Below are 21,344 nucleotides of genomic sequence, written 5' to 3' on the forward strand. Positions count from 1 at the left end.
ATTTGCGGTGTTGAGAGTGTTATTTTTTTTAGGTAATTTTAATATTCAAAAAAAATAGCAATTATGGCAACACTACGATTAGGAGATATAGCTCCAGATTTTACAGCAGAAACAACACTTGGAACAATACATTTTCACGAATGGTTAGGCGATTCTTGGGGCGTTTTATTTTCGCATCCATCCGATTTTACACCCGTTTGTACCACCGAATTAGGAACTGTGGCGAATTACTATCCTGAATTTGTGAAGAGAAACACAAAAGTTATTGCATTAAGCGTTGATGGATTAGACTCACATTTGGAATGGATAAAAGACATTAATGAAACTCAAAATACGACGGTAAATTTCCCAATCATTGCTGACGAAGATAAAAAAGTAGCCAATTTGTATGATATGCTTCATCCAAATGCCAGTGATAAATTCACGGTGCGTTCGGTTTTTATTATTGGAGCCGACAAGAAAATCAAATTGACTTTGACGTATCCAGCTTCAACTGGTAGAAATTTTGACGAATTACTACGTGTGATTGATAGTTTGCAATTAACTGCGAATTACAGTGTAGCAACGCCAGCCAACTGGAAAGACGGACAAGATGTAGTAATTTCGCCAGCAATAAAAGACGAAGATATTCCAGCAAAATTCCCAAAAGGTTTCGAAAAAATTAAATATTATTTGAGAATGACACCACAGCCTAATAAATAAGAATTTAGGTTTTAATTCATAAAAAAAGTACAATGAGAAATATTTTCTTATTGTACTTTTTTTGTTCTCTAAAAATAGAATCTAGTAAGTCTGAATCAAAACATCAGTCGGAATATTTAAGGCATCGTGTAATTGTCTAATCATTTCTAATGATAATTTTCTTTTTCGGTTTAGAATTTCACTTGCTCGACTTTTGAAGCCTATAATTTTTGCCAAATCGTTTTGATTATATCCCATTTGTTCCATTCTAAATTTTATAGCTTCAATTGGGTCAGGAAGATCGATTGGAAAATGTTCGTTTTCATATTGGTCAATCAGCATTCCTAAAAGTTCTAATTCGTCTCCTTCTTCTGTTCCTCTTTTTGCATCAAAAATTACCTCAAGTCTTTCCAATGCTTGATTATAATCGCTTTCTGTTTTTATAAGATTGATGTTCATAGTCTAAATGGTGTTTGAATTAATTTTGTCATATTCTGCGTGAGTTCCAATAAATCGTATCCAAACCATTTGGTATTCGTAACTTATTTTTACTATTAACCTGTAATTGTTTCCTTTTATATTGAAAATTACTCGGTTGTTATTTAAGATACTTGCGCTTGGATATTCTTCTTTTATTTGGTTTGGATTTTCCCATTCCGCTTTTTCTGCTTCACGAAACCACGATTTTAATTGTTGTTCACAATCTTCGTGTTTTTCCCAAAAATCTCTCAATATTTTTTTCGCAACTATTCTCAATCTCTTTTTTACAAAAGTATAAAATTATTTACCAATACGGGAACTTTTTTTAATTTTTTTTTTTGAAAATTAAACTAAACCAATCCATTTATTTTAGCATATTGCAACAGCATTACAGTTTTGGCATCTTTGATTTCTCCTGTTGCTATCATTCCAAAAGCTTTGTCAAAAGGAAGTTCCATTACTTCAATATGTTCTTGTTCGGTATCGAGTCCGCCACCTTCGGTTACTTTCATGGAAGCGTTATATTCGCTAACAAATAAATACAGAATTTCAGTCACAGCACCCGGTGACATATAAGTTTCAAAGACTTTTTGAACGGTTGAAATGCGATAACCGGTTTCTTCTTCCGTTTCTCTGATGATACATTGTTCTGGATTGTCCTGATCCAAAAGTCCGGCGCAAACTTCAATCATCATTCCGGATTTATTTCCGTTAAGGTAAGAAGGCAATCGAAACTGACGGGTTAAAATCACAGTTTTCTCTTTCGGGTTGTAAAGCAAAATAGCCGCTCCGTTTCCTCGGTCATATACTTCGCGGGTGTGCGTTTCTACAGGACTGTTTTCTTCTTGATAATCGAAAGTTACTTTGTTTAAGAGATACCAATTGTCTGAAAGTAATTCGGTTTTTTGGATGCTTATTTTCGGGTCTTTCATTGGGTTGTTTGTACTTTTTATTAATTTGAAATTGAAAAAAACTTTTACCTTTTCAAAGCAAAATGCGATTTGAATTTTTTCACAGTATCTTGTTCTACGTATTCTACAGTAAACCAATAATCGGTGGCAGGCATCGGGTGTCCGTTGTATGTTCCGTCCCATCCTAATCCTTTTGGGCTAATTTGCGTTAGGTTTTTTCCATAAAGATCATAGATGTAAATTCTTGGATTAAGCTGGTCTTTCAAACCATAAATATTCCAAGTGTCGTTATAGGTATCTGCATTTGGAGTGAAAAATTTGGGGTAATTGATAATTAGTACAGAATTGTTTGTGAATTCACTACAGCCATTAGTGTCTTTTACGGTAATCGAATGTGTTCCTAACGCTACATTTTCAAATACAGTACTGGTTTGAAACGGACCATCATCGAGTTGGTATAAATAATTCGCTCCCAAAGGTTCGGTAATGGTAACGATTTGGTTATCGACAAAAGCATTCGATACTGTCCAGTTTAAATTGCTAATGGCATTCGAAGGATTTACAGTAACCATTATCGATTTGTCTGATGGTGTACAATCTTGACCAGCAGTTGGCGTAAAAACATAAGTTCCACTTAGGGTGTTGTCAATTGTTGCTGGCGACCATGTTCCTGTGATACCGTTTGGCGATGTGGTATCTAAATTGGGAGGTACATCACCTTCACAAAGAGTGATGTTTGTAAAACTGGGTTCAATTGGAGCAACAGTTATATTTATTGATGTTGTAGTTGCACAGGGAAATAATGTAGGATCAGGTGTGAAAGTATAAGTGTTTGTTCCCATTGCAGTTGTGTTTATAACTGGAGGGTTCCAAGTACCAAGAATTGCAGGGGTGTTTGTTGAGACTGTAGGTAGAGTAGGAGTATCATTTATACAATAAGTGGTTGGGAATGTTGTAAATGTTGGAGTTGTGGTAGTAATACAGGGTAAAGAACATTTTAGTTCTTGTGCTTCGTAACAAGGCAATCCTAGAACGGTCAATATGGTAAAAGTGGCTGTTTGTCCAGGTAATAAGCCCATAACTTCAAAAGAACTTAAGCTAGTGTTGCCAAAAACTTCAGTGCCACCTTGAATGGAATATTTGTAATCATAAGAATTGCCCGCACGACCAGCTACGTGTGACCAATCAAAAAACAATGAATTCGGAGTTGTAGCTTGGCTTGGATCGCAAATGAATGTGGTGGCTGTAGCTCCATTATCGGCCACAATATTTACAACAATTGGAGTGCGAGGAGTACTTTCTATTCCACCGATAGTTTGCGTCACATAATAAGTTGTCGAGCCAGCTGTTGTTGTGTTAGGGGTTGGCGCACTGGTTAAAGCAGTTCCTCCTGTTTGAAATACATACCAATTCAGTGTTCCTCCTGTAGATGGTGTGGCAGTTAGTGGTACTGTTGGTTTGTTTTGACATAAATAGACGGGAGAGCTAACAGTTGGTGGTGGGGTTGCAAGAACTGAATTATTAGCATAAACGCTTGAAATGGATAGGGTAATCAAAAGTTGAAGAACACGTAATCTGATTTGTTTTTTCATCTTTAGTAGGTTTTTGTTTGCTTTACAATTTGGGAAAGTAAAGAAAGTTATGCAGTAAATGTATAAAATTTGTTTGTTTGATAAAACGAATGGAATAATTATTACAGAACTAATATTTTGTTGAGATTCTAATGTGTATTTATAAAAAAAGACCCGAAAAAATCGGGTCTTTGATAATAGTATGAAAAAAAATGGGTTTAAGCATTGTGTTCTTCTTCAATTCTTTTGTGTTCTGCTTCAGAAATGGTATCACACAAAACAGGAGTGGCGATAAATAATGAGGAATAAGTTCCTACAACGATACCTACTAACATAGCGAAGATAAATCCACGGATTGATTCTCCACCAAAAACGAACATTATCAACAATACTAGAATCATTGTTAATGAAGTATTGATAGTTCTTGACATCGTACTATTAATAGATTGATTCACGATGCTGTTGAAGTTACCTTTTGCTTTTCCACCTAAATATTCACGAACTCTGTCAAATACAATTACAGTATCATTCATAGAGTATCCAATTACAGTAAGAATCGCTGCAATAAAGTGTTGGTCAATCTCCATTCCAAAAGGCATGAATTTGTAACACAAAGAGTAAATTCCTAATACAAAGATAACGTCGTGAGCAATTGCTGCAATCGCACCTAAACTGTATTGCCATTTTCTGAAACTAATCATCAAGTATAAAAATACAATAGCCATAGCTCCAAGAACCGCCCAATAAGCATTGGTTTTAATATCCTCTGCAACAGTTGGTCCTACTTTTGAGGCTTGTAAAATACCTAGTTTTTTTCCGTCATAAGCATTTACAAATTTTTCGTAAGTCATTCCAGCACTGTAATGTTGTTTCAAATTATCAAATAGTAATTTGTTTATTTCTTCGTCAGCTTTACTGCCGTTTTCTTCTACTTTGAATTTAGTTGTGATTTTTAATTGATTGTCGTTACCAAAAACTTTAGCTTCAACAGTACCAAAAACTTTTACTAAATCTTCTTTTATAACTTCTGGTTCAACCGTTTTTTCAAAACGTACTTGGAAGGTTCTACCTCCAACAAAATCAACCCCTTGATCTAGTCCATTGGTACACAATGAAACAACACTCACGATGGTAACAATTGTAGAGAATGCGTAGGTGAATTTCTTGGCGCCAAGGAAATCGTAATTGAAATTGGTGAACATATTTTTAGAAAAACCAGTAACAAATGATATCGTACTATTTTTGCTAGCACTCCAGTCTAAAAATATTCTTGCGATAAAAATAGAAGTAAACAAAGAGGTAACAATACCAATTAACAAGGTAGTTGCAAAACCTTTGATTGGTCCTGAACCAAAGATGAACAATACTGCTCCTGTCAAAACGTGAGTAACGTTAGCATCAACAATAGAACGCATAGCACCTTTCCAACTGTATGAAGCACTAATCGCTTCTTGCAATGTTTTACCAGCGCGCAATTCTTCTTTAGCTCTTTCGTATATAATAATATTTGCATCAACTGCTGTTCCCATGGTTAAAACAATACCAGCAATACCTGGTAAGGTAAGAACTGCACCAATACTAGCTAAAATTCCAAATAAGAACAATAAGTTAACCGCCAAGGCAATGTTAGCATACCAACCTGCTTTTCCGTAATACACCATCATCCAAAGTGAAACGATAAGCAATCCTAAAAGTGCTGAATTAGTTCCGTTATCAATAGCTTCTTGACCAAGGGATGGTCCTACTACTTCTGATTGAATAATATCCGCAGCTGCTGGAAGTTTACCTGCTCTTAATACGTTAGCTAAATCGGCAGTTTCTAAAAGGGTAAAATTTCCTGAAATGATTGAATTTCCACCAGAAATAGCTTCGTTTACATTTGGAGCTGAATAAACAACATTATCCAAAACAATAGCAATAGCTCCTTTTGTCAAAGCTACTTTTCTAGTAAGCTCTTCCCATTTTCTTGCTCCAGCACCACTCATCGACATAGAAACGGCTGGTTTATTCATCTGGTCAAATGAATCTTGAGCATCAGTAACGACACCACCACTCATAGAAGAGGCGTTGTTTTTATTTCCTTTTAAAGCATATAATTCAACAGCTTCAATATCTTTGCCTTTCTCATCTTTTATAGTTGTTGGTTTCCCCCACACAAATTTAGCATAACGTTGATCCGCAGCCAATAAAACTCTGATGTCTGCTCTTCTTAAATATCCACCTACAGTAGCGGTATCTTTTGGTGAAAATAAACCTAAAATTGGTCCACCACCTTGTCCAATAATTTTATCAAGAATTGGATTGTTTCCTTTTTTAGTTGAGGCAGAATCTTTTCCAGTAGTCAATAAAGCGCTTATTGAATCTTTAGGAGTAGTTTTAGTTTCTACTTTGTTGATTTCGGTTTTTTTCAATGCTTCGTTGGCTGCCATTAAAAAGTTACCAACTTCATCAATTTTATACGTTTCCCAAAATTCTAATTGAGCTGTACTTTGTAATAATTTTTTAATCCTATCTACATCTTTTGCTCCAGGAAGTTCTACAAGAATTCTTCCAGATTCTCCTAATTTTTGGATGTTAGGTTGAGTTACTCCAAATTTGTCAATACGCTTTCTCAATACTCCAAAAGCACTATCAACTGATTCGTCAACTTTTTTTCTGATTACTTTTTGTGCTTGAGCATCGGTCATTTGAAAATCAATACCACCTTCGCCTTGCAAATTTCTGTTAGCAAAAATATCAGGAGAAGCCAGTTTTACTGTTCCTTTAGAATTCGTTTCAAACGCTTCGAAAAAAGCATCAATATAAGTTTGGTTTCCTTTTTGATTGGCAGTAGCGTCAGCCAAAGATTTGTTGAAAACTGGGTTTTTAGAATTATTAGACAATCCTTTCAAAACGTCTTTAACAGAGATTTGTAGAATTACGTTAATACCACCTTCCAAGTCAAGACCTTTGTTGATTTGTTTGTCTTTTACTTCGTTGAAAGTGAAATCGGTAAAGCCAAGACTGAATACACTTTCTTTACCTATTGAGTCTAGGTATTTAATTTCTTTGTCTGGGTTTCCATTTGCAAAAGTTTTTGCATCACTTTTTACTTTATTGGAAACAAAAGTGAAAGAAAGTTGGTAAATACTTACCAATGCAAATAGAATTGCGAAAAATTTAATAAGTCCTTTATTCTGCATTATTACTAAAAATTAATTATTTATTATGTGTATTTTGTTTAAATTGCTATAAAAGAAGTAGTTGGAGTTGTGTTTGCTGAATAGTATAACGCTTGCAATCTCTTCTTTTTTTAGAAACCGAGCAAATATATAATTAACGTAAAGATTAACCAATAAAATTATTGATTAATATCAAAAAAAAGACTGCAAAAGTGCAGTCTTTTCATTTTTACTACTATATAATTATCCTAAAATTGTTTTCAAATCGGCATTCATATTTCTAACGGCATCTGCACTTTTTGCAAAAGCTGCTTTTTCAGTATCGTTCAAAGCAATATCAACAATTTGTTCTACTCCGTTTTTTCCGATGATACAAGGAACTCCAATACAAATATCGTTTTGACCGTATTCGCCTTCGACAAAAACAGAACAAGCAATCATTTTCTTTTGGTCATTCAGGATACTATCTACTAAATAAGCAACAGAAGCTCCTGGCGCATACCAAGCAGAAGTTCCTAAAAGTCCAGTCAATGTAGCTCCACCAACCATAGTGGCAGCGGCTACTTTAGCCAATTCTTCTTCTGATAAAAATTCAGAAACAGGAATTCCGTTATAAGAGGCTAATCGTGTTAAAGGAATCATAGTTGTATCTCCATGACCACCAATAACCATAGCAGAAACATCATTGGATGGTTTGTCTAAAGCTAATGATAAATAATATCTGAAGCGAGAACTGTCCAAAGCTCCACCCATTCCGATAATTCTGTTTTTTGGCAAACCTGTGGCTTTTAATGTCAAATAAGTCATCGTGTCCATAGGGTTTGAAACCACAACAATAATTGCATTAGGAGAGTGTGTTAAAACATTATCAGCTACAGACTTTACAATTCCGGCATTGATACCAATTAGCTCTTCACGAGTCATGCCTGGTTTTCTTGGAATTCCAGATGTAATTACGACTACATCACTGTTGGCTGTTTTTGAATAATCATTCGTAACACCAGAAACTCTAGTGTTGAAACCAGTGTTTGTAGCACATTGCATAATATCCATGGCCTTACCTTCGGCAAAACCTTCTCTTATGTCCAATAAAACTACTTCACTTGCAATTCCTCTGTATGAAATTGCATCTGCACAAGATGCACCTACGTTTCCTGCTCCTACAACTGTAACTTTCATTGTTTATTTGTTTAATCGGTTAATTGTTTATTTGTTAAATGGATTAACCGAATAAACGATTAACCAAATCAACTTTGTTTACGCATCAATATTAGCATAAACAGCATTTTTCTCAATGAATTCTCTTCTTGGTGGCACTTCGTCTCCCATTAGCATTGAGAAAACTCTATCAGCTTCGGCAAGACTATCAATATTTACTTGACGTAATGTTCTGAAAGCTGGATCCATTGTGGTTTCCCATAATTGTTCTGCGTTCATTTCTCCAAGACCTTTATAACGTTGGATTGCTGCGCTTCCGCCCATTCTAGCATTCGCTTGATCGCGTTGATCGTCATTCCAAGCGTATTCTTTTTTGTTTCCTTTTTTGACTAAATACAAAGGTGGAGCAGCAATATATACGTGTCCTTCTTCGATTAATTCTTTCATAAAACGGAAGAAAAACGTCAAAATCAAAGTAGAAATGTGGCTACCATCAACATCGGCATCACACATGATGATTACTTTGTGGTAACGTAATTTTGAAATATTTAAAGCTTTGCTGTCTTCTTCTGTTCCAACAGTAACCCCAAGTGCGGTAAAAATATTTCGGATTTCCTCGTTTTCAAAAACTTTATGGTGCATTGCTTTTTCTACGTTCAAAATCTTACCACGTAAAGGCAAAATCGCTTGAAAAGCTCGGTCACGACCTTGTTTGGCTGTTCCACCTGCCGAATCTCCCTCGACAAGATATACTTCGCATTTTGCAGGATCTTGTTCAGAGCAATCCGATAATTTTCCTGGTAATCCGCCACCACCCATTACGGTTTTGCGTTGTACCATTTCACGTGCTTTTTTAGCTGCGTGACGGGCTTGGGCTGCTAAAATTACTTTTTGAACAATGATTCGAGCATCATTTGGATTTTCTTCCAAATAGTTCTCAATCATTTCGCTCACTGCTTGACTTACTGGCGAAACAACTTCTCTGTTTCCTAATTTCGTTTTGGTCTGTCCTTCAAATTGAGGCTCTGATACTTTTACCGAAATAATAGCTGTAAGTCCTTCACGGAAATCATCTCCAGAGATATCAAACTTTAATTTGTCTAACATTCCAGAAGTGTCGGCATATTTTTTCAAAGAACGAGTCAAACCAGTTCTGAAGCCTTGCAAATGCGTTCCTCCTTCGTGTGTGTTGATGTTATTTACATAAGAAAAAATATTTTCTGAATAACTCGTATTGTAAATCAAAGCTACTTCAACTGGAATTTCTCCTTTTTCGTGATCCATTGAGATAACGTGTGCAATAATTGGCTCACGGTTTCCATCTAAATAACGGATGTATTCTTTTAATCCTTCGGTAGAGTGAAATGTTTCACCTAAAAAGTTACCGTCTTTGTCAACTTCTCTTTTATCTGTAAAAGTAATGGTAATGCCTTTGTTCAAGAACGCCAACTCCCGCATACGAGCGGATAAAGTGTCATAAGAGTACTCTGTAGTTTGAGTGAATATCGTTGGGTCTGGATAAAAGGTTACAATAGTACCTCTTTTAGTGGTATCGCCAATTTGTTTTACTGGATATAAGGCTTTTCCTTTTTCGTATTCTTGTTGATATACTTTTCCATCACTACTGTGAACAGTTGCTGTTAAATGGTTGGATAGTGCATTTACACAAGAAACCCCAACACCGTGAAGACCTCCAGAAACTTTATACGAATCTTTATCAAATTTTCCTCCAGCACCAATTTTAGTCATTACAACCTCCAAAGCAGAAACGCCTTCTTTTTTATGAATTCCAACCGGAATACCACGACCATTATCTTCTACTGTTATAGAACCGTCTTCATTTATGGCAACACCAATAGTGTCGCAATGTCCTCCCATCGCTTCATCGATAGAGTTATCTACAACTTCATAAACTAAATGATGTAGTCCACGCACTCCTACATCTCCAATATACATCGAAGGACGCATTCTTACATGCTCCATTCCTTCTAACGCCTGAATACTATCTGCTGAATAATTGTTCTTATTGATTTCTTCGCTCATATTTTTTTAATCTAAAAATGTAAATTTTGTATAACACGCAAATATAACAAACCATATAAGATTTAAGTATTAAAATAGTTTTTTAAGTTGTTAAGTTATTAACATTTTTGGAATTTATGATAATAAAAAACGCCCTTCTTTTGAGGGCGTTTCAGTAGTATTGTTGTTGCGAATTATTTTTTTGCTGGAGGATAGGTGTTGTCTAGATGAATTCTTTTTCTACCAGGCGTTGTATAATCAAATTTTTCAACTTTTTTATCATCGTAAGAAGGAATTCCTTGTCTTTCATCTACAAAAGGAGTAGTTGGATCGTCAACTAAAACGCCATCAAAAGGGTAGTAACGAACTGTTTTGTTTGGGTCGCTCGAATGAATGTATTGGGTTTCAAACTTGGTTGTATAGTTGTCGCCATCATCATCAACGTCTAGGAAATCAGGGATGCCATCTTTTTCTGTATCATCTGCATAGCGAATATTGTCAGCAGGTTGTGTAGGGTATTCGGTTGTATTTCTAAAGTCGTACATATAACCATCATGGTTATGATCTTCTAGATAAGATGGAATTCCGTCTTTATCTTGATCGTTTCTTTGAATTTCATATAATTTGAAGCTAAATATTAATGGAGAATAGGCAGGAATGGAAAATGAACCCGTATTGTAATATCCTAATCCAGATGGTAGGAACATTACACCTGCTCCAAAATCATTATAAGTAACAGTTCCGTTTGAGTTAACGGTGTTGGTTCCTGACTTGAATTGTGGAAAAATCTCTCCCCATCCTGTAATTGTAGTATATAAACTTAAAAACTCTTGTGGATGGACTACTTCTTCAAATTGTGATACTGTTAGTGTAGAGGGTGTAGCTGTCGTACGGTATAAATAAGTTCCTTTATAAGAAGCGAACACTCCGTCAACATTAGTAGGTGATTTACCAACGCCTTCGCGTAAAACTAAATAATACAATACGTAATCAACATTGTGGAGTTTTACAGGTCTTTTCAAAAGTTTTGGATAAGTTGGTGCATCCAAATACGAAATTATAGAGCGTTGTGTAGTTGGATCGGTTATTTTTGAAATTACAACATCTTGGTCACTAGTTTGTCCAGGTGCGTTTGTTACAGTGAACGTGTTTTCTTTTAAATAATCTTCAATATCTTCTATTTCTTCATTGTATTGAGTTTGAAAATCTCTAATAGGTTCTACTGTAGCGTCGTCATCATTCTTGGAGCATGAAAATAAAGTGACAGTTGTAATTAATAAAATAAAATAAAACTTAAATTTGTTCATTATAGTTGTTTTTTTAAGCGCGCAAGATACAATTTTGATTTATTTTTGCGTACAATTTAACTCCGATTTTGGAAATTTTATGAGAATAGATAAATTTTTATGGTGTGTAAGATATTACAAAACACGTAATATGGTAACGGAGGCTTGCAAAAAAAATCATGTCACTGTAAATGGTCAAGTTGCCAAGCCGTCTAAAGAGGTTTTTGCAACGGATAAAATTACGTTTCGAAAAGACCAAATCACACAAATTATTACCGTTTTGGATATTCCAGAGAATCGAGTAGGGGCTAAATTAGTCGACATGTATCGAAAAAACGAAACCCCAGCCGAAGCTTATCAACATCTAGAATTACTGAAATTATCCAAAGAACATTATCGAAAAAACGGAACAGGAAGACCAACCAAAAAAGACCGCCGCGATATTGATGATTTTGGTAATGAAATCGAAACTGATGATGATGAATCGTAATAATAAGCAATCTGAAAATCTAAAATCTGAATTCTAAAATAATAACAATGGACAAAAATATAATCCTATCCAATCAGCAAATTGAACATACTATAAAGAGAATTGCGTATCAAATCTATGAAACCTTTGTTGACGAAGAAGAAGTTGTTATTGCAGGAATTGCTACAAATGGATTTGTCTTTGCTAAAAAAATTGCCGAATCGTTGAACGCTATTTCTACTCTGAAAGTTTCGCTATGCGAAGTGCATATCAATAAGCAAAATCCAGAATTGTCCGTAGCGACTTCGTTGACTAAAGAAGAGTATTCTAATAAAGGATTGGTTCTTGTTGACGATGTGTTGAATTCGGGAACCACCTTAATTTATGCGGTAAGACACTTTTTGGATGTTCCGTTAAAGAAATTCAAAACAGCTGTTTTGGTCAATAGAAATCATAAAAAATATCCTGTGAAAGCTGATTTCAAAGGAATTTCGCTTTCTACTTCATCATTAGAACACGTTCGAGTGATTTTTGACGAAGACGGAGATAGCTATGCTTATTTAAGCTAGGATTTCCAGAATATCATTTACTGTTTCGTCTATTGATTTTCCGTCCACCACTACTTTGTGTTGAGCGTGATTGTAATAAAAGCTTCTGTCAAAAAGATGTTTGGCAATGAATTCTTTCATTTCTTCCTCGCTTTTATTGGCAATGAGCGGTCGTTTGTCTTTGTTGACAACCAATCTTTCGAATAAAGTGTCAATGGATGCTTTTAGATAAATGGAGCGAATATTTTCTCCTTTTAATAATTCGTGATTGTTTGCATAACAGGGTGTGCCTCCTCCTAGACCGATGATTAAATTTTCGGGAGAATTCAATAATTCAACAAAAATTTCGTGTTCTAACTTTCTAAAATGAATCTCTCCATGCTGTTCGAAAATCTGATTTATAGATAAGTTTGTCTTTTCTTCGATGACTTTGTCTAAATCTAGAAACGGAATTGTAGTAGTTTTTGACAATCTATTGGCAATTGTGGACTTCCCACAACCCATATAACCTAATAAAATTATTTTTCTCATTGTAATAAAACCTTAAATATTAAGGCGTTAAAGGATTTTGTTAAAAAAACACAAATTTATGATAAAATACCTTTGAAAAATCAAAAATAACGCCTTATATTTGCACCCGCATTCAAGAAAAGAATATGACTCGATAGCTCAGTCGGTAGAGCACATCACTTTTAATGATGGGGTCCTGGGTTCGAGCCCCAGTCGGGTCACAAATCTTGTGATTACCACATACTTTTCTTGAAGCATTGACTCGATAGCTCAGTCGGTAGAGCACATCACTTTTAATGATGGGGTCCTGGGTTCGAGCCCCAGTCGGGTCACAAATCGTAGAGACGTTGCTATGCAACGTCTCTACGCATTTTAGGCCACGTGGAGAAACGGTAGACTTGCCATCTTGAGGGGGTGGTGCTCGTAAGGGCGTGTGGGTTCAAATCCCACCGTGGTCACAAATAAGATTGATTATTGGTTGATAATCTTTTTTAACGGTTAGGAATAAAAAAACCGATACGATTTAATTTTTCGTATCGGTTTTTTTTATTAATCCCAAAAATTGTGGAGTGATGAAAATGAAGCCATAGATACTAGTTAGCCTAAAAACTTCCAAAAAATTATTCAGGTATTTGATTTTGTAGAGCGAATCGTTGCAGAACATTGCGTTCGTTAGGCAAACCAAGTTTCTTGATAATATTACTTCGATGTTTTTCTACTGTTTTGTCGGATATAAATAGCAGTTCGGCAATGGTTTTTGAGTTATGATCTTGGGCAATGAGCGATAATATTTTTCGCTCGGCTGGAGATAATGATAAAATTTTGACCATTTCAGAATCATACTTTTTTATAACAACTGTTTCATTTAGTTTTGGACTAAACCAATTTTCGCCAGCACTTATTTTTTCTAAACAAACTGACAGTTCTTCTATGGCAAAATCTTTAAGCAAATAACCATTAACACCCAAATTTATTGCTTTGGTAAGAAAAGATTTTTCTTGATACATGGTATAAAGAATAATTTTTGTAGTAGCATCTTCTTCTCTTATTTTTTCTAAAACTTCCAACCCATTCATTCCAGGCATATTCAAATCTAAAATAACAAAATCAGGATTTAACTCTTTAATACCTATATAAGCGTCTGTTCCATTTGGACATACTTTCAACACATTATACCCCAAATTTTCTACATACAATTGTATGCCGTTTAAGGTTATTGGGTGATCGTCGGCTATGATTATTGTTTTCATACAGGTATTTTTAATAAAATTACAGTTCCTTTATTAGTAGAATCAATATTAATTTTTGCAGCTATTGTTTTGGCTCGTTGCAGGATACTTTGCAATCCAAATGATTTTGGATTGTTGAGTTGCTGGCTTACATCAAAACCGTTTCCATTGTCTTTTACCTCAAGATGCAAACTATTGTTTTGGGTGGTCAAAATAACTTTTGCAGCATTGGCTTTTCCGTGTTTTAAGGTATTGTTTAATGCTTCTTGAATAATACGATACAATTGCAATTCTTTGGCTTTGCTCAATTCTTCATTATATTCTATCTCACAAGTGGTAAAAAGTCCAATTTCGGTCAATCGTTCACACAGATTTTCAATACTGGCTTCTAAACCAATGTTTTCTAAAACAGCTGGATGTAAATTTCTACTGATGTTTCGCACCTCTTCAATTACACTGGCAACATCGCTTACTTCGATAGATTTTCCGTTAATCAAAGAATTTTTTATATTCAGCAAATCGTGGTTTACACTGTCATGTAGTTCGCTAGCAATTCGGCTTCGTTCTTCTTCTGTGTTTTGCAAAAGCTGAAATGTAAATTGTTCTTGGCGTATGGCTTCGGCTTGTATTTCTTGTTTTCGTTTTCGGGTATAAAACAAAAATGTTCCTAAAAGAACTATTGACAAGGCAAATAACAATCCAATAATGAGGGTTTTGTTTTTGTAAATTAAAGCTTGTTGTTGACTTAATAATTTCTCTTTTTTCTCGGCTTGGTATTTTTTATCAATCTCAAAAAGTTGTCCCTTTTGGTTTTGTATCAAAGTGGCATCTTTCAGCTCAATTTCTTTGTCTCGATAATACAAAGCTTCTGTGGTATTGTTTTCGATTTTTGCATTTTCGTATAATAAATGATATAATTCTTGACTTTCAAATTTACTTTCGTTTGCCAAAAATTCTTCGGCCATTGCAATTGTTTTTTGCTTGTTTTTCAGTTTCTTATGTTTGTCAAAATAAATTTGATCGGCAAACATATCGTTAAACATCAAATAAAAACTATTGTTTGATTTTCTATAATAATTAGAACTTTTGTCAATGTAATATAATGCCGAATCATGTTGTTTTAATAAAAAATGCCGCAACGATTTCACACCATATATGTTACTATGATCCAATTCACCAGGCTGACTATAATTTTGAAACTCTTTCAATAGCGAATCTATAAATCGTACTGTTTGAAGGGTGTCTTTTTTTTGACCAAAATTGTTTGTGGCAAATGTAGTTTGTAACGAAAAATAACTAGTGGTATCTTTAGCTTTCAAAAAATTGTAAGCTGCTTTTTTATACATTTTTTCCGATTCATTGTAGGCACACAGCATGTCATAGGCATAAGCCATATTATTATTCAAAGAGCCCAAAAATTTATAATCGTTTTCTTGTTCTGCAATTGTAATAATTTTTGCAAATATTTCAATTGCTTTTTTTGGTTCGTTGGTGTAGTTATAACAGACGCCTAATAAATTTTTGGCTCGTATGTCTATCTTTTTATTTTGCAGTGCGTTATGATAAAGTGTTTTTTTTGCCCACTGTATGGCTTCTTTTTGTTTATTAGCATAGCTTAATTGATTAGCACATACATAATATAGCAATACAAATGTGGTGTCTTTTTTGACAGAAAAATTATGGTCTAAAAATTTTTGTGTGTAAGTAACCGATACACTATCGTGCAAATACATATTCGAAACCAAAGCACCGTATTTGTATAACAACAATTTTGCGTTTTCGTAATCTTCTTTTTTTAGACACTCATTATAAATTGAAATAAATTTATTTTGGTATTTTTTTTGGTTTTTGTAGTTGTTGATATCCGAAAACCATTCCGCATTTTTTAAAAAATTTGAGTTGTTTTTTGCATCATTTTTTGATTTATTACAAGAAAAAAACAAAAATAAACTCAAAAAAAAGACACAAAACTTCATCCTTACAATGCCAATTATTCTCATTCCTTTTTTATTTGAAACAAAAATACTTTTTCTTTCGAAAAATCAACTATTGAAGTGTAAAATAACACTAAAGTAAGGGGTAACTCAAACCTTTTCCCTACCATAAAATAAGGGTTGTCCCTTATTGACAGGCGTTTTTATTTGCTATAGTATTGTATCATCAAAATTATATCGAATTAAATGTTGCAATGATTCAATTTTTAAACCCCAAACCTATTCATTATTTTAAAATTAAACCTATGAAACAAAACAAACAATTTCTCTGTACGGCACTTATTCTCATGAGAATGGGGCGTGCACTTCTTTAAAACAGCTTTCGCAAATTGTTAGCAGCGATTTATGTTGTTTGTTCCGTTTGTTAGCCGTTAAAACTACCCTCTTTGCGTTAGGTTTTTTCGATTGGCGAACCAGACAAAAATAAATTAACATTTTTTTGTTTTTTAAAACCAGAATTCCGCTTTTATCGTAGATGTAAATTTCGGGTCATTTCTTGTTAAAAAAAACACCAACTTATTTGCTTATGGAATACCAATAAAGAAAGAGAATTTTTAAAATAATAATAATTTATAAATTAAATAAACCAATTATCAATGAGGAAAAAAAATTACTCAACACTTTTGTTTTATGCCCTTTTTATGGTTAATAGCCTATCTGCACAAAACACCTTCACTGTAAGTAGTGGAACGAATGTAGTAACTAGCGGAAATGTTACGATAGATTATAAAGGCGGAACATTAAATAATAATGGCACAATCGCCAATACTGCTGGTACACTGGCTTTTTCTGCTCCAGTTACTTTTGCAGGTACAGGAACAACTACTACAAACAGTCTTAAAATTGAACATGCAGGCACCAGTTTATTAAACAATCGCATCAATCTATCTGGAGTTGTAGAGGTAAATAATGGAAATTTAAACGCAAATAATAACCTGACATTGCTTTCGAATGCTTCAGGGTCAGCGGTTATTGCGCCAGTGGCTTCTGGAAGTACTATTTCTGGTAAAGTTACTGTAGAACGTTTTATTCCACTTGGCAAAAGAGCTTTTCGCTTTTTGACACCCGGAGTTACTACAGATAATTTTATTAGCAACAACTGGCAGTTGGGAACGCATATTACAGGATCAACAACAGGAGCCAATGGTTTTGACGCTACTCTTACCGGAAATCCATCACTTTATACTTATAACAATCAAGTCAGTTCGGGTACAGGCTGGACACCGATAGCTTCTACTACAGGAACGAATCTTAATGCGGGTCAAGGATACCGAATTCTAATTCGTGGTGATCGTAATGTAAACATAAACGCAGCATCGGCAGCTAATATGAACAATGCAGTAACGCTAAACGCAACAGGTTCTTTATTAACAGGTTCAATACTTTTTAACAGCTCATCAGCAGTAAGTGTAAATGACACTACTAATCCTACCACAAATGGTTATACTTTGATAGGGAATCCTTATGTAAATACTGTAAACTGGAATACGCTATCAAAAGTAGGACTTACAGATGCTTACTATACTTGGGATGCCAATTTAGGAACAGCAGAGCAAAGAGGACGATATGTAGTCTATAGTACAACAACGGGTTCTAGCAATATACTTTCGGATGTTAATCAATACATACAACCGGGTCAAGCTTTCTTGATAAAGAATAGTGTTTTGGGTGTTTCAGGACAACTACAGTTTACAGAAAGTGACAAAGCGAATGGTTCAGTAATAAGTAAAATAGCAGATGCTAAAGCAACTCCAAAAGCACGTTTGGATTTACAAGTTTTTGAAAATAAAACCATAACTCCAGATGCTTACCCTATGGATGTTGCCGTAACTGTATTTGGAACTATGTTTACCAATGATACTGATGCTGGCGATGTAGCCAAATTAAGTACAGGAGCCGAAAATATTGCTTTCCTAAACAAAAATGCGTCTCTAACTATTGATGCAAGACCTATTGTTACTGATACTGACGAAGTTTTGATCCAATTGCAAGAGTTCAAAGCCGCAAAAGAGTACAGTTTTAGAACTCAATTTTCTGGTTTTGAAGCGGATACAAAAGCCTATTTAGCAGATACTTTTCTGAACAAATACACCCCACTTGAAGTGCAAACTCCTACTGATGTGGCATTTGCTACCACAAATGATGTTGCTTCTTATGCTCCAGATCGTTTTAAAATCATTTTCCAAAATAAAACGTTGAGTAATGAAACTTTTAATGTTGAGCAAGTAACGCTTTACCCTAATCCAGTTACCAACAATCAATTTAATATTACCCTACCAGCAGTATTAAAAGGCGAAGTACGAATACAGTTGATAAACGTTGTAGGACAAACGGTATATGAAACAAAGACAGATGCCAAACAAATGCTAACCATTTCGCTTGACAAAGTATTACCAGCAGGTATTTATTTAGTTCAAATTACCAATCAAGATCAAAGTATCACTAAAAAAATAACGATCAACTAATTCTCTTATCATGAATAGTAAAAAATTAAAACATACCGCTTTCCGTTTTTTATTTCTTTTTTTCTTTCCAATGGTGGTCATGGCTCAAGATGCTGACGATCCCTTTGCTGATGACACACAGGATGTACCCGCTGCACCTATTGACGATTATATAGTAATGGCTTTAGTAATTGCTATTTGTATTGCTATTTATTTTTTTAGAAAACAATACAATTACAATAAGGAAATGAATAAAAACGAATTCAATAGCATTACTAAAAATTAAAATACATTTTAAATTACAACTTATGAAAAAAATATTTTTAGCCATTACAATAGCTTTCGCACTAAACTCAAATGCACAATCAGTAGCCATCAACAATGATGGTAGCACAGCAGATAATTCAGCTATTTTAGATTTAAAAAGCAATAACCAAGGGGTTCTTGTACCAAGAATGACACAAACGAACCGCAATGCCATTGCTACTCCGGCTACTGGTTTGATGATTTTTCAAACCGACAATACCCCAGCATTTTATTTCAATGCTGGCACACCAACTACTCCGAATTGGCAAACTGTTGGCGGTGGTAGCACAATGGTGTATCCTAATGTGGAACTTGGGGTTACCAACACTACTATTCAAAACATTCCCGATTTGGTAACTGTCACCACCAATACAGTACTTAACTTTTCGACCACCAACAATGCCAATGCCAGCCTTACAGGGGGCAATACTTGGAATGGTTCTGTGTTTACAATAGGTAGCACAGGTGCAGGTTGGTACCAAATAAATGCACAGGTAGTTGGAGTAACAGCTGCTGGTGGACTTTCTTCCTTAGGAGTGCTTTACTTTATGGATAAGAACAATACCGTTGGAAATAACAAAGCCGGAGCTTTATACCTTTCAACTATTTTTACGAGTGGTAACACAAGCGACCCCGTAATTAGACAGGCAAGCCATTTAAACTCCTTAATTTATTTAAGTGCAGGTGATAACATTCGATTCAGAGCTTGGTCTCCCTCAACTACCCAAGCAGCCAACACCGCGGCAGATGGCAGAACGTTTTTGAATATTGTTCGTATCAAATAAAACTAAATCAAGCTCCGTAAAGTCTCCTTTGCGCACTAATTAACAGAAACAATAAAACTTATGAAAAAAATATTATTTTTAGGCTTAAGCCTTTTAGCATTAAATACAAATGCCCAATCAGTAGCCATCAACAACGATGGTAGCACGGCAGACAACTCGGCTATTTTAGATTTAAAAAGTACTAATCAAGGGGTTCTTGTACCAAGAATGACCGCTTCACAAAGAACCGCAATTGTTACACCAGCCACAGGATTAATGGTTTATCAAACCGATGCACCAGCTGGGTTTTATTTTTATAATGGTAGTGCTTGGACTACACTGAATGGTGCAACAGGAGCTAACGGTCAAGGTGTGCCAACAGGTGGTACAACAGGTCAGGTGCTTTCTAAAATTAATGCTACTGATTTTAATACACAATGGACGACTCCAAGTGGTGGTGGAGCAACTTTAGCCTTACAAGCTACCAAAACAAGTGGTTCTCAAGTATTATCAAATGCTAATGGGACTAATACTGGCGATTTGGTTACCTATAATAGTGCAACTACCACTGTTCCAGCAATAGGTACTTATGATAACAATGGAGTTTTTACAGTAGTGCAAGCAGGTTTATATTTTGTGCAGGCAGTTACCCGTTCTGTAGATCAAACTCCTGCGACCTCTAGCCTTAATCAGAACTTATATGTGTCTATAGACAATGGCGATGCGTTAGCGATCAATTCGTTCCACACTATGTATGTTGCTGCTAACGGATCCAACTATCCTGCTGGGGTAAAAGGAAAAGGATATACTTTAGGAATGTATTTTCTTACAGCGGGTCAAACAATCAGAATTAAAGGATTGACCTCAAATAGTTCTACTGCAGGCACAGCATTAAAAACAGATGGTAGTTGCCAGTTGATGATAGTGAAGTTGTAAACCAATACCGTTGCAAAAGAATTTTTTTGCAAAGAATTTTAAAACCAAAAAAAACCGTCTTGTTCTAATGGAATTAAGACGGTTTTTTTAGTCATAAGAATGTTGAATTATTGCAACTTCTTTCTTTTAGCAACAAATTCAGTTAGTTGTTTTCCGTAAAGTGATTTAGCTACTTTAGGTGACATCGTTTTTTGAATCGTATCCAAGTATTTGATATTAATATCATAAATATCAGATAAGGCAATATAAGGTGCAACTTCATAATCTTTGTTATTGACAGCAAAATTAGTGGCAAACAAATATTTACGTTTCGTATTGTTGTCTTGTTTGATATTCAAGCTGTCAACGGCTTTTTGATTGTTGTTTTTTAGTGCTTTGAATTTTGCCGAAATAATATCCAGATTCTCATCTCTAAAACGCAGGTTCATTTTTCTGTATTCTTCGTATTTATCATGATTTTTAGAACCTGTAATTTTGGCACTCGAAAGATAAGACTCCAAATTGGTTTCAATATTTATCTTTCCTGCTTCGGCAAAAAAGGAAATATTGTTGTCTAATGAATTGCTCACGCCTCTATCCAAAAATAAGTAAAGCATCTCTGGAGATTCAATATTCAAATCACTTTCAAATTTAGAATCGCCATCAATAAGAATGGTGTCTAGTGCAACAAGGCTGGTGTCTTTGACTCTTTGAATGTATAGAGTTCCTTTTTTTAGTCCTTTTATCGTTCCAGTAAGGTGCAAATTGGTTTTGGCTTCCTCTTTGTTACAAGCGAACAAAATCAAAAGAGAAGCGAATGCAATAATCGTTTTTTTCATTGGTGTTACTATTTTGCGCAAAATAAAGAAAATAGTTTGGAAAGTTGATGTAATGT

The 21,344-nt window shown here is 34.8% G+C and carries 19 protein-coding genes and 3 tRNA genes; 10 read left to right on the plus strand and 12 right to left on the minus strand.

The genetic code is table 11. From position 1 onward, the window contains the following. Positions 1 to 63: 63 nt before the first annotated feature. Entirely contained in the window at positions 64 to 702 is a 639-nt protein-coding gene (locus OZP15_RS05225) for a peroxiredoxin (RefSeq protein WP_269227440.1), read from the plus strand. Between the two features lie 81 nt (positions 703 to 783). Here the strand turns inward: OZP15_RS05225 and OZP15_RS05230 are convergent, their stop codons facing one another. The 8 genes from OZP15_RS05230 to bamM form a co-directional block, all read right to left on the minus strand. Then, positions 784 to 1,140: a helix-turn-helix domain-containing protein gene (locus OZP15_RS05230; protein ID WP_269227441.1), complete on the minus strand. Its 357-nt coding sequence runs from the start codon at positions 1,138 to 1,140 to the stop codon at positions 784 to 786. A 3-nt stretch (positions 1,141 to 1,143) separates the two neighbouring features. After that, entirely contained in the window at positions 1,144 to 1,437 is a 294-nt protein-coding gene (locus OZP15_RS05235) for a type II toxin-antitoxin system HigB family toxin (protein WP_269227442.1), read from the minus strand. A 74-nt stretch (positions 1,438 to 1,511) separates the two neighbouring features. Continuing rightward, positions 1,512 to 2,093 carry a GDP-mannose pyrophosphatase NudK gene (gene nudK / locus OZP15_RS05240; protein WP_269227443.1) on the minus strand — a complete coding sequence of 194 codons (582 nt, stop codon included), beginning with the start codon at positions 2,091 to 2,093 and terminating at the stop codon, positions 1,512 to 1,514. 44 nt (positions 2,094 to 2,137) lie between these two features. Next, the gene (locus tag OZP15_RS05245; protein WP_269227444.1) at positions 2,138 to 3,664 is read right to left on the minus strand and encodes a T9SS type B sorting domain-containing protein; all 1,527 of its coding nucleotides are present in this window, start codon (positions 3,662 to 3,664) and stop codon (positions 2,138 to 2,140) included. Between the two features lie 197 nt (positions 3,665 to 3,861). Next, positions 3,862 to 6,825 (minus strand): protein translocase subunit SecDF, encoded by a 2,964-nt coding sequence (gene secDF / locus OZP15_RS05250; protein WP_281337209.1) that lies wholly within the window; start codon positions 6,823 to 6,825, stop codon positions 3,862 to 3,864. A gap of 222 nt (positions 6,826 to 7,047) precedes the next feature. Further along, complete coding sequence (gene mdh / locus OZP15_RS05255) at positions 7,048 to 7,983, minus strand: malate dehydrogenase (RefSeq protein WP_269227445.1); 936 nt, start codon at positions 7,981 to 7,983, stop codon at positions 7,048 to 7,050. Positions 7,984 to 8,061: 78 nt separating this feature from the next. Continuing rightward, positions 8,062 to 10,005, minus strand: a complete 1,944-nt coding sequence (gyrB, locus tag OZP15_RS05260; protein ID WP_269227446.1) for a DNA topoisomerase (ATP-hydrolyzing) subunit B — start codon at positions 10,003 to 10,005, stop codon at positions 8,062 to 8,064. 173 nt (positions 10,006 to 10,178) lie between these two features. Next, the gene (bamM, locus tag OZP15_RS05265; protein WP_269227447.1) at positions 10,179 to 11,291 is read right to left on the minus strand and encodes a BamM family beta-barrel-assembly machinery protein; all 1,113 of its coding nucleotides are present in this window, start codon (positions 11,289 to 11,291) and stop codon (positions 10,179 to 10,181) included. A gap of 79 nt (positions 11,292 to 11,370) precedes the next feature. On the opposite strand from bamM, the gene OZP15_RS05270 reads away from it, so the two are divergent. Both OZP15_RS05270 and OZP15_RS05275 read left to right on the plus strand, forming a co-directional pair. Next, the gene (locus OZP15_RS05270; protein ID WP_281337210.1) at positions 11,371 to 11,760 is read left to right on the plus strand and encodes an RNA-binding S4 domain-containing protein; all 390 of its coding nucleotides are present in this window, start codon (positions 11,371 to 11,373) and stop codon (positions 11,758 to 11,760) included. Between the two features lie 47 nt (positions 11,761 to 11,807). Next, a complete protein-coding gene (locus OZP15_RS05275; RefSeq protein WP_269227448.1) occupies positions 11,808 to 12,308 on the plus strand; it encodes a phosphoribosyltransferase domain-containing protein in 501 nt (166 codons plus the stop codon). On the opposite strand, the gene OZP15_RS05280 is transcribed toward OZP15_RS05275, so the two are convergent. Beyond that, positions 12,300 to 12,818 (minus strand): shikimate kinase, encoded by a 519-nt coding sequence (locus OZP15_RS05280; RefSeq protein ID WP_269227449.1) that lies wholly within the window; start codon positions 12,816 to 12,818, stop codon positions 12,300 to 12,302. The genes OZP15_RS05275 and OZP15_RS05280 overlap by 9 nt on opposite strands. 127 nt (positions 12,819 to 12,945) lie before the next feature. Between OZP15_RS05280 and OZP15_RS05285 the strand changes: the two genes are divergently transcribed. From OZP15_RS05285 to OZP15_RS05295, 3 genes are all read left to right on the plus strand, one after another. Beyond that, positions 12,946 to 13,018: transfer RNA gene (locus tag OZP15_RS05285), tRNA-Lys, on the plus strand. A gap of 38 nt (positions 13,019 to 13,056) precedes the next feature. Beyond that, positions 13,057 to 13,129: transfer RNA gene (locus OZP15_RS05290), tRNA-Lys, on the plus strand. Positions 13,130 to 13,172: 43 nt separating this feature from the next. Continuing rightward, positions 13,173 to 13,255 (plus strand) — tRNA-Leu (locus OZP15_RS05295). 162 nt (positions 13,256 to 13,417) lie between these two features. Here OZP15_RS05295 and OZP15_RS05300 read toward each other — a convergent pair. Beyond that, the gene (locus OZP15_RS05300) at positions 13,418 to 14,047 is read right to left on the minus strand and encodes a response regulator (protein ID WP_269227450.1); all 630 of its coding nucleotides are present in this window, start codon (positions 14,045 to 14,047) and stop codon (positions 13,418 to 13,420) included. Then, positions 14,044 to 15,792: a sensor histidine kinase gene (locus tag OZP15_RS05305; RefSeq protein WP_281337211.1), complete on the minus strand. Its 1,749-nt coding sequence runs from the start codon at positions 15,790 to 15,792 to the stop codon at positions 14,044 to 14,046. The genes OZP15_RS05300 and OZP15_RS05305 overlap by 4 nt, the downstream gene beginning before the upstream one ends. An 824-nt stretch (positions 15,793 to 16,616) precedes the next feature. Here OZP15_RS05305 and OZP15_RS05310 point away from each other — a divergent pair. From OZP15_RS05310 to OZP15_RS05325, 4 genes are read left to right on the plus strand one after another with little or no spacing between them, the layout of a single operon-like run. Next, on the plus strand, positions 16,617 to 18,485 hold the full coding sequence (locus OZP15_RS05310; protein WP_281337212.1) for a T9SS type A sorting domain-containing protein: 1,869 nt from the start codon (positions 16,617 to 16,619) through the stop codon (positions 18,483 to 18,485). 10 nt (positions 18,486 to 18,495) lie between these two features. Next, the gene (locus tag OZP15_RS05315) at positions 18,496 to 18,750 is read left to right on the plus strand and encodes a hypothetical protein (protein WP_281337213.1); all 255 of its coding nucleotides are present in this window, start codon (positions 18,496 to 18,498) and stop codon (positions 18,748 to 18,750) included. Positions 18,751 to 18,772: 22 nt separating this feature from the next. Then, on the plus strand, positions 18,773 to 19,555 hold the full coding sequence (locus OZP15_RS05320; protein WP_269227455.1) for a phage tail-like protein: 783 nt from the start codon (positions 18,773 to 18,775) through the stop codon (positions 19,553 to 19,555). Between the two features lie 60 nt (positions 19,556 to 19,615). Beyond that, positions 19,616 to 20,470 carry a phage tail-like protein gene (locus OZP15_RS05325; RefSeq protein ID WP_269227456.1) on the plus strand — a complete coding sequence of 285 codons (855 nt, stop codon included), beginning with the start codon at positions 19,616 to 19,618 and terminating at the stop codon, positions 20,468 to 20,470. A gap of 107 nt (positions 20,471 to 20,577) precedes the next feature. On the opposite strand, the gene OZP15_RS05330 is transcribed toward OZP15_RS05325, so the two are convergent. Further along, complete coding sequence (locus OZP15_RS05330; protein WP_269227457.1) at positions 20,578 to 21,288, minus strand: DUF4369 domain-containing protein; 711 nt, start codon at positions 21,286 to 21,288, stop codon at positions 20,578 to 20,580. Positions 21,289 to 21,344: the final 56 nt, after the last annotated feature.

It is taken from the genome of Flavobacterium eburneipallidum, assembly GCF_027111355.2.
Lineage (GTDB): Bacteria > Bacteroidota > Bacteroidia > Flavobacteriales > Flavobacteriaceae > Flavobacterium > Flavobacterium eburneipallidum.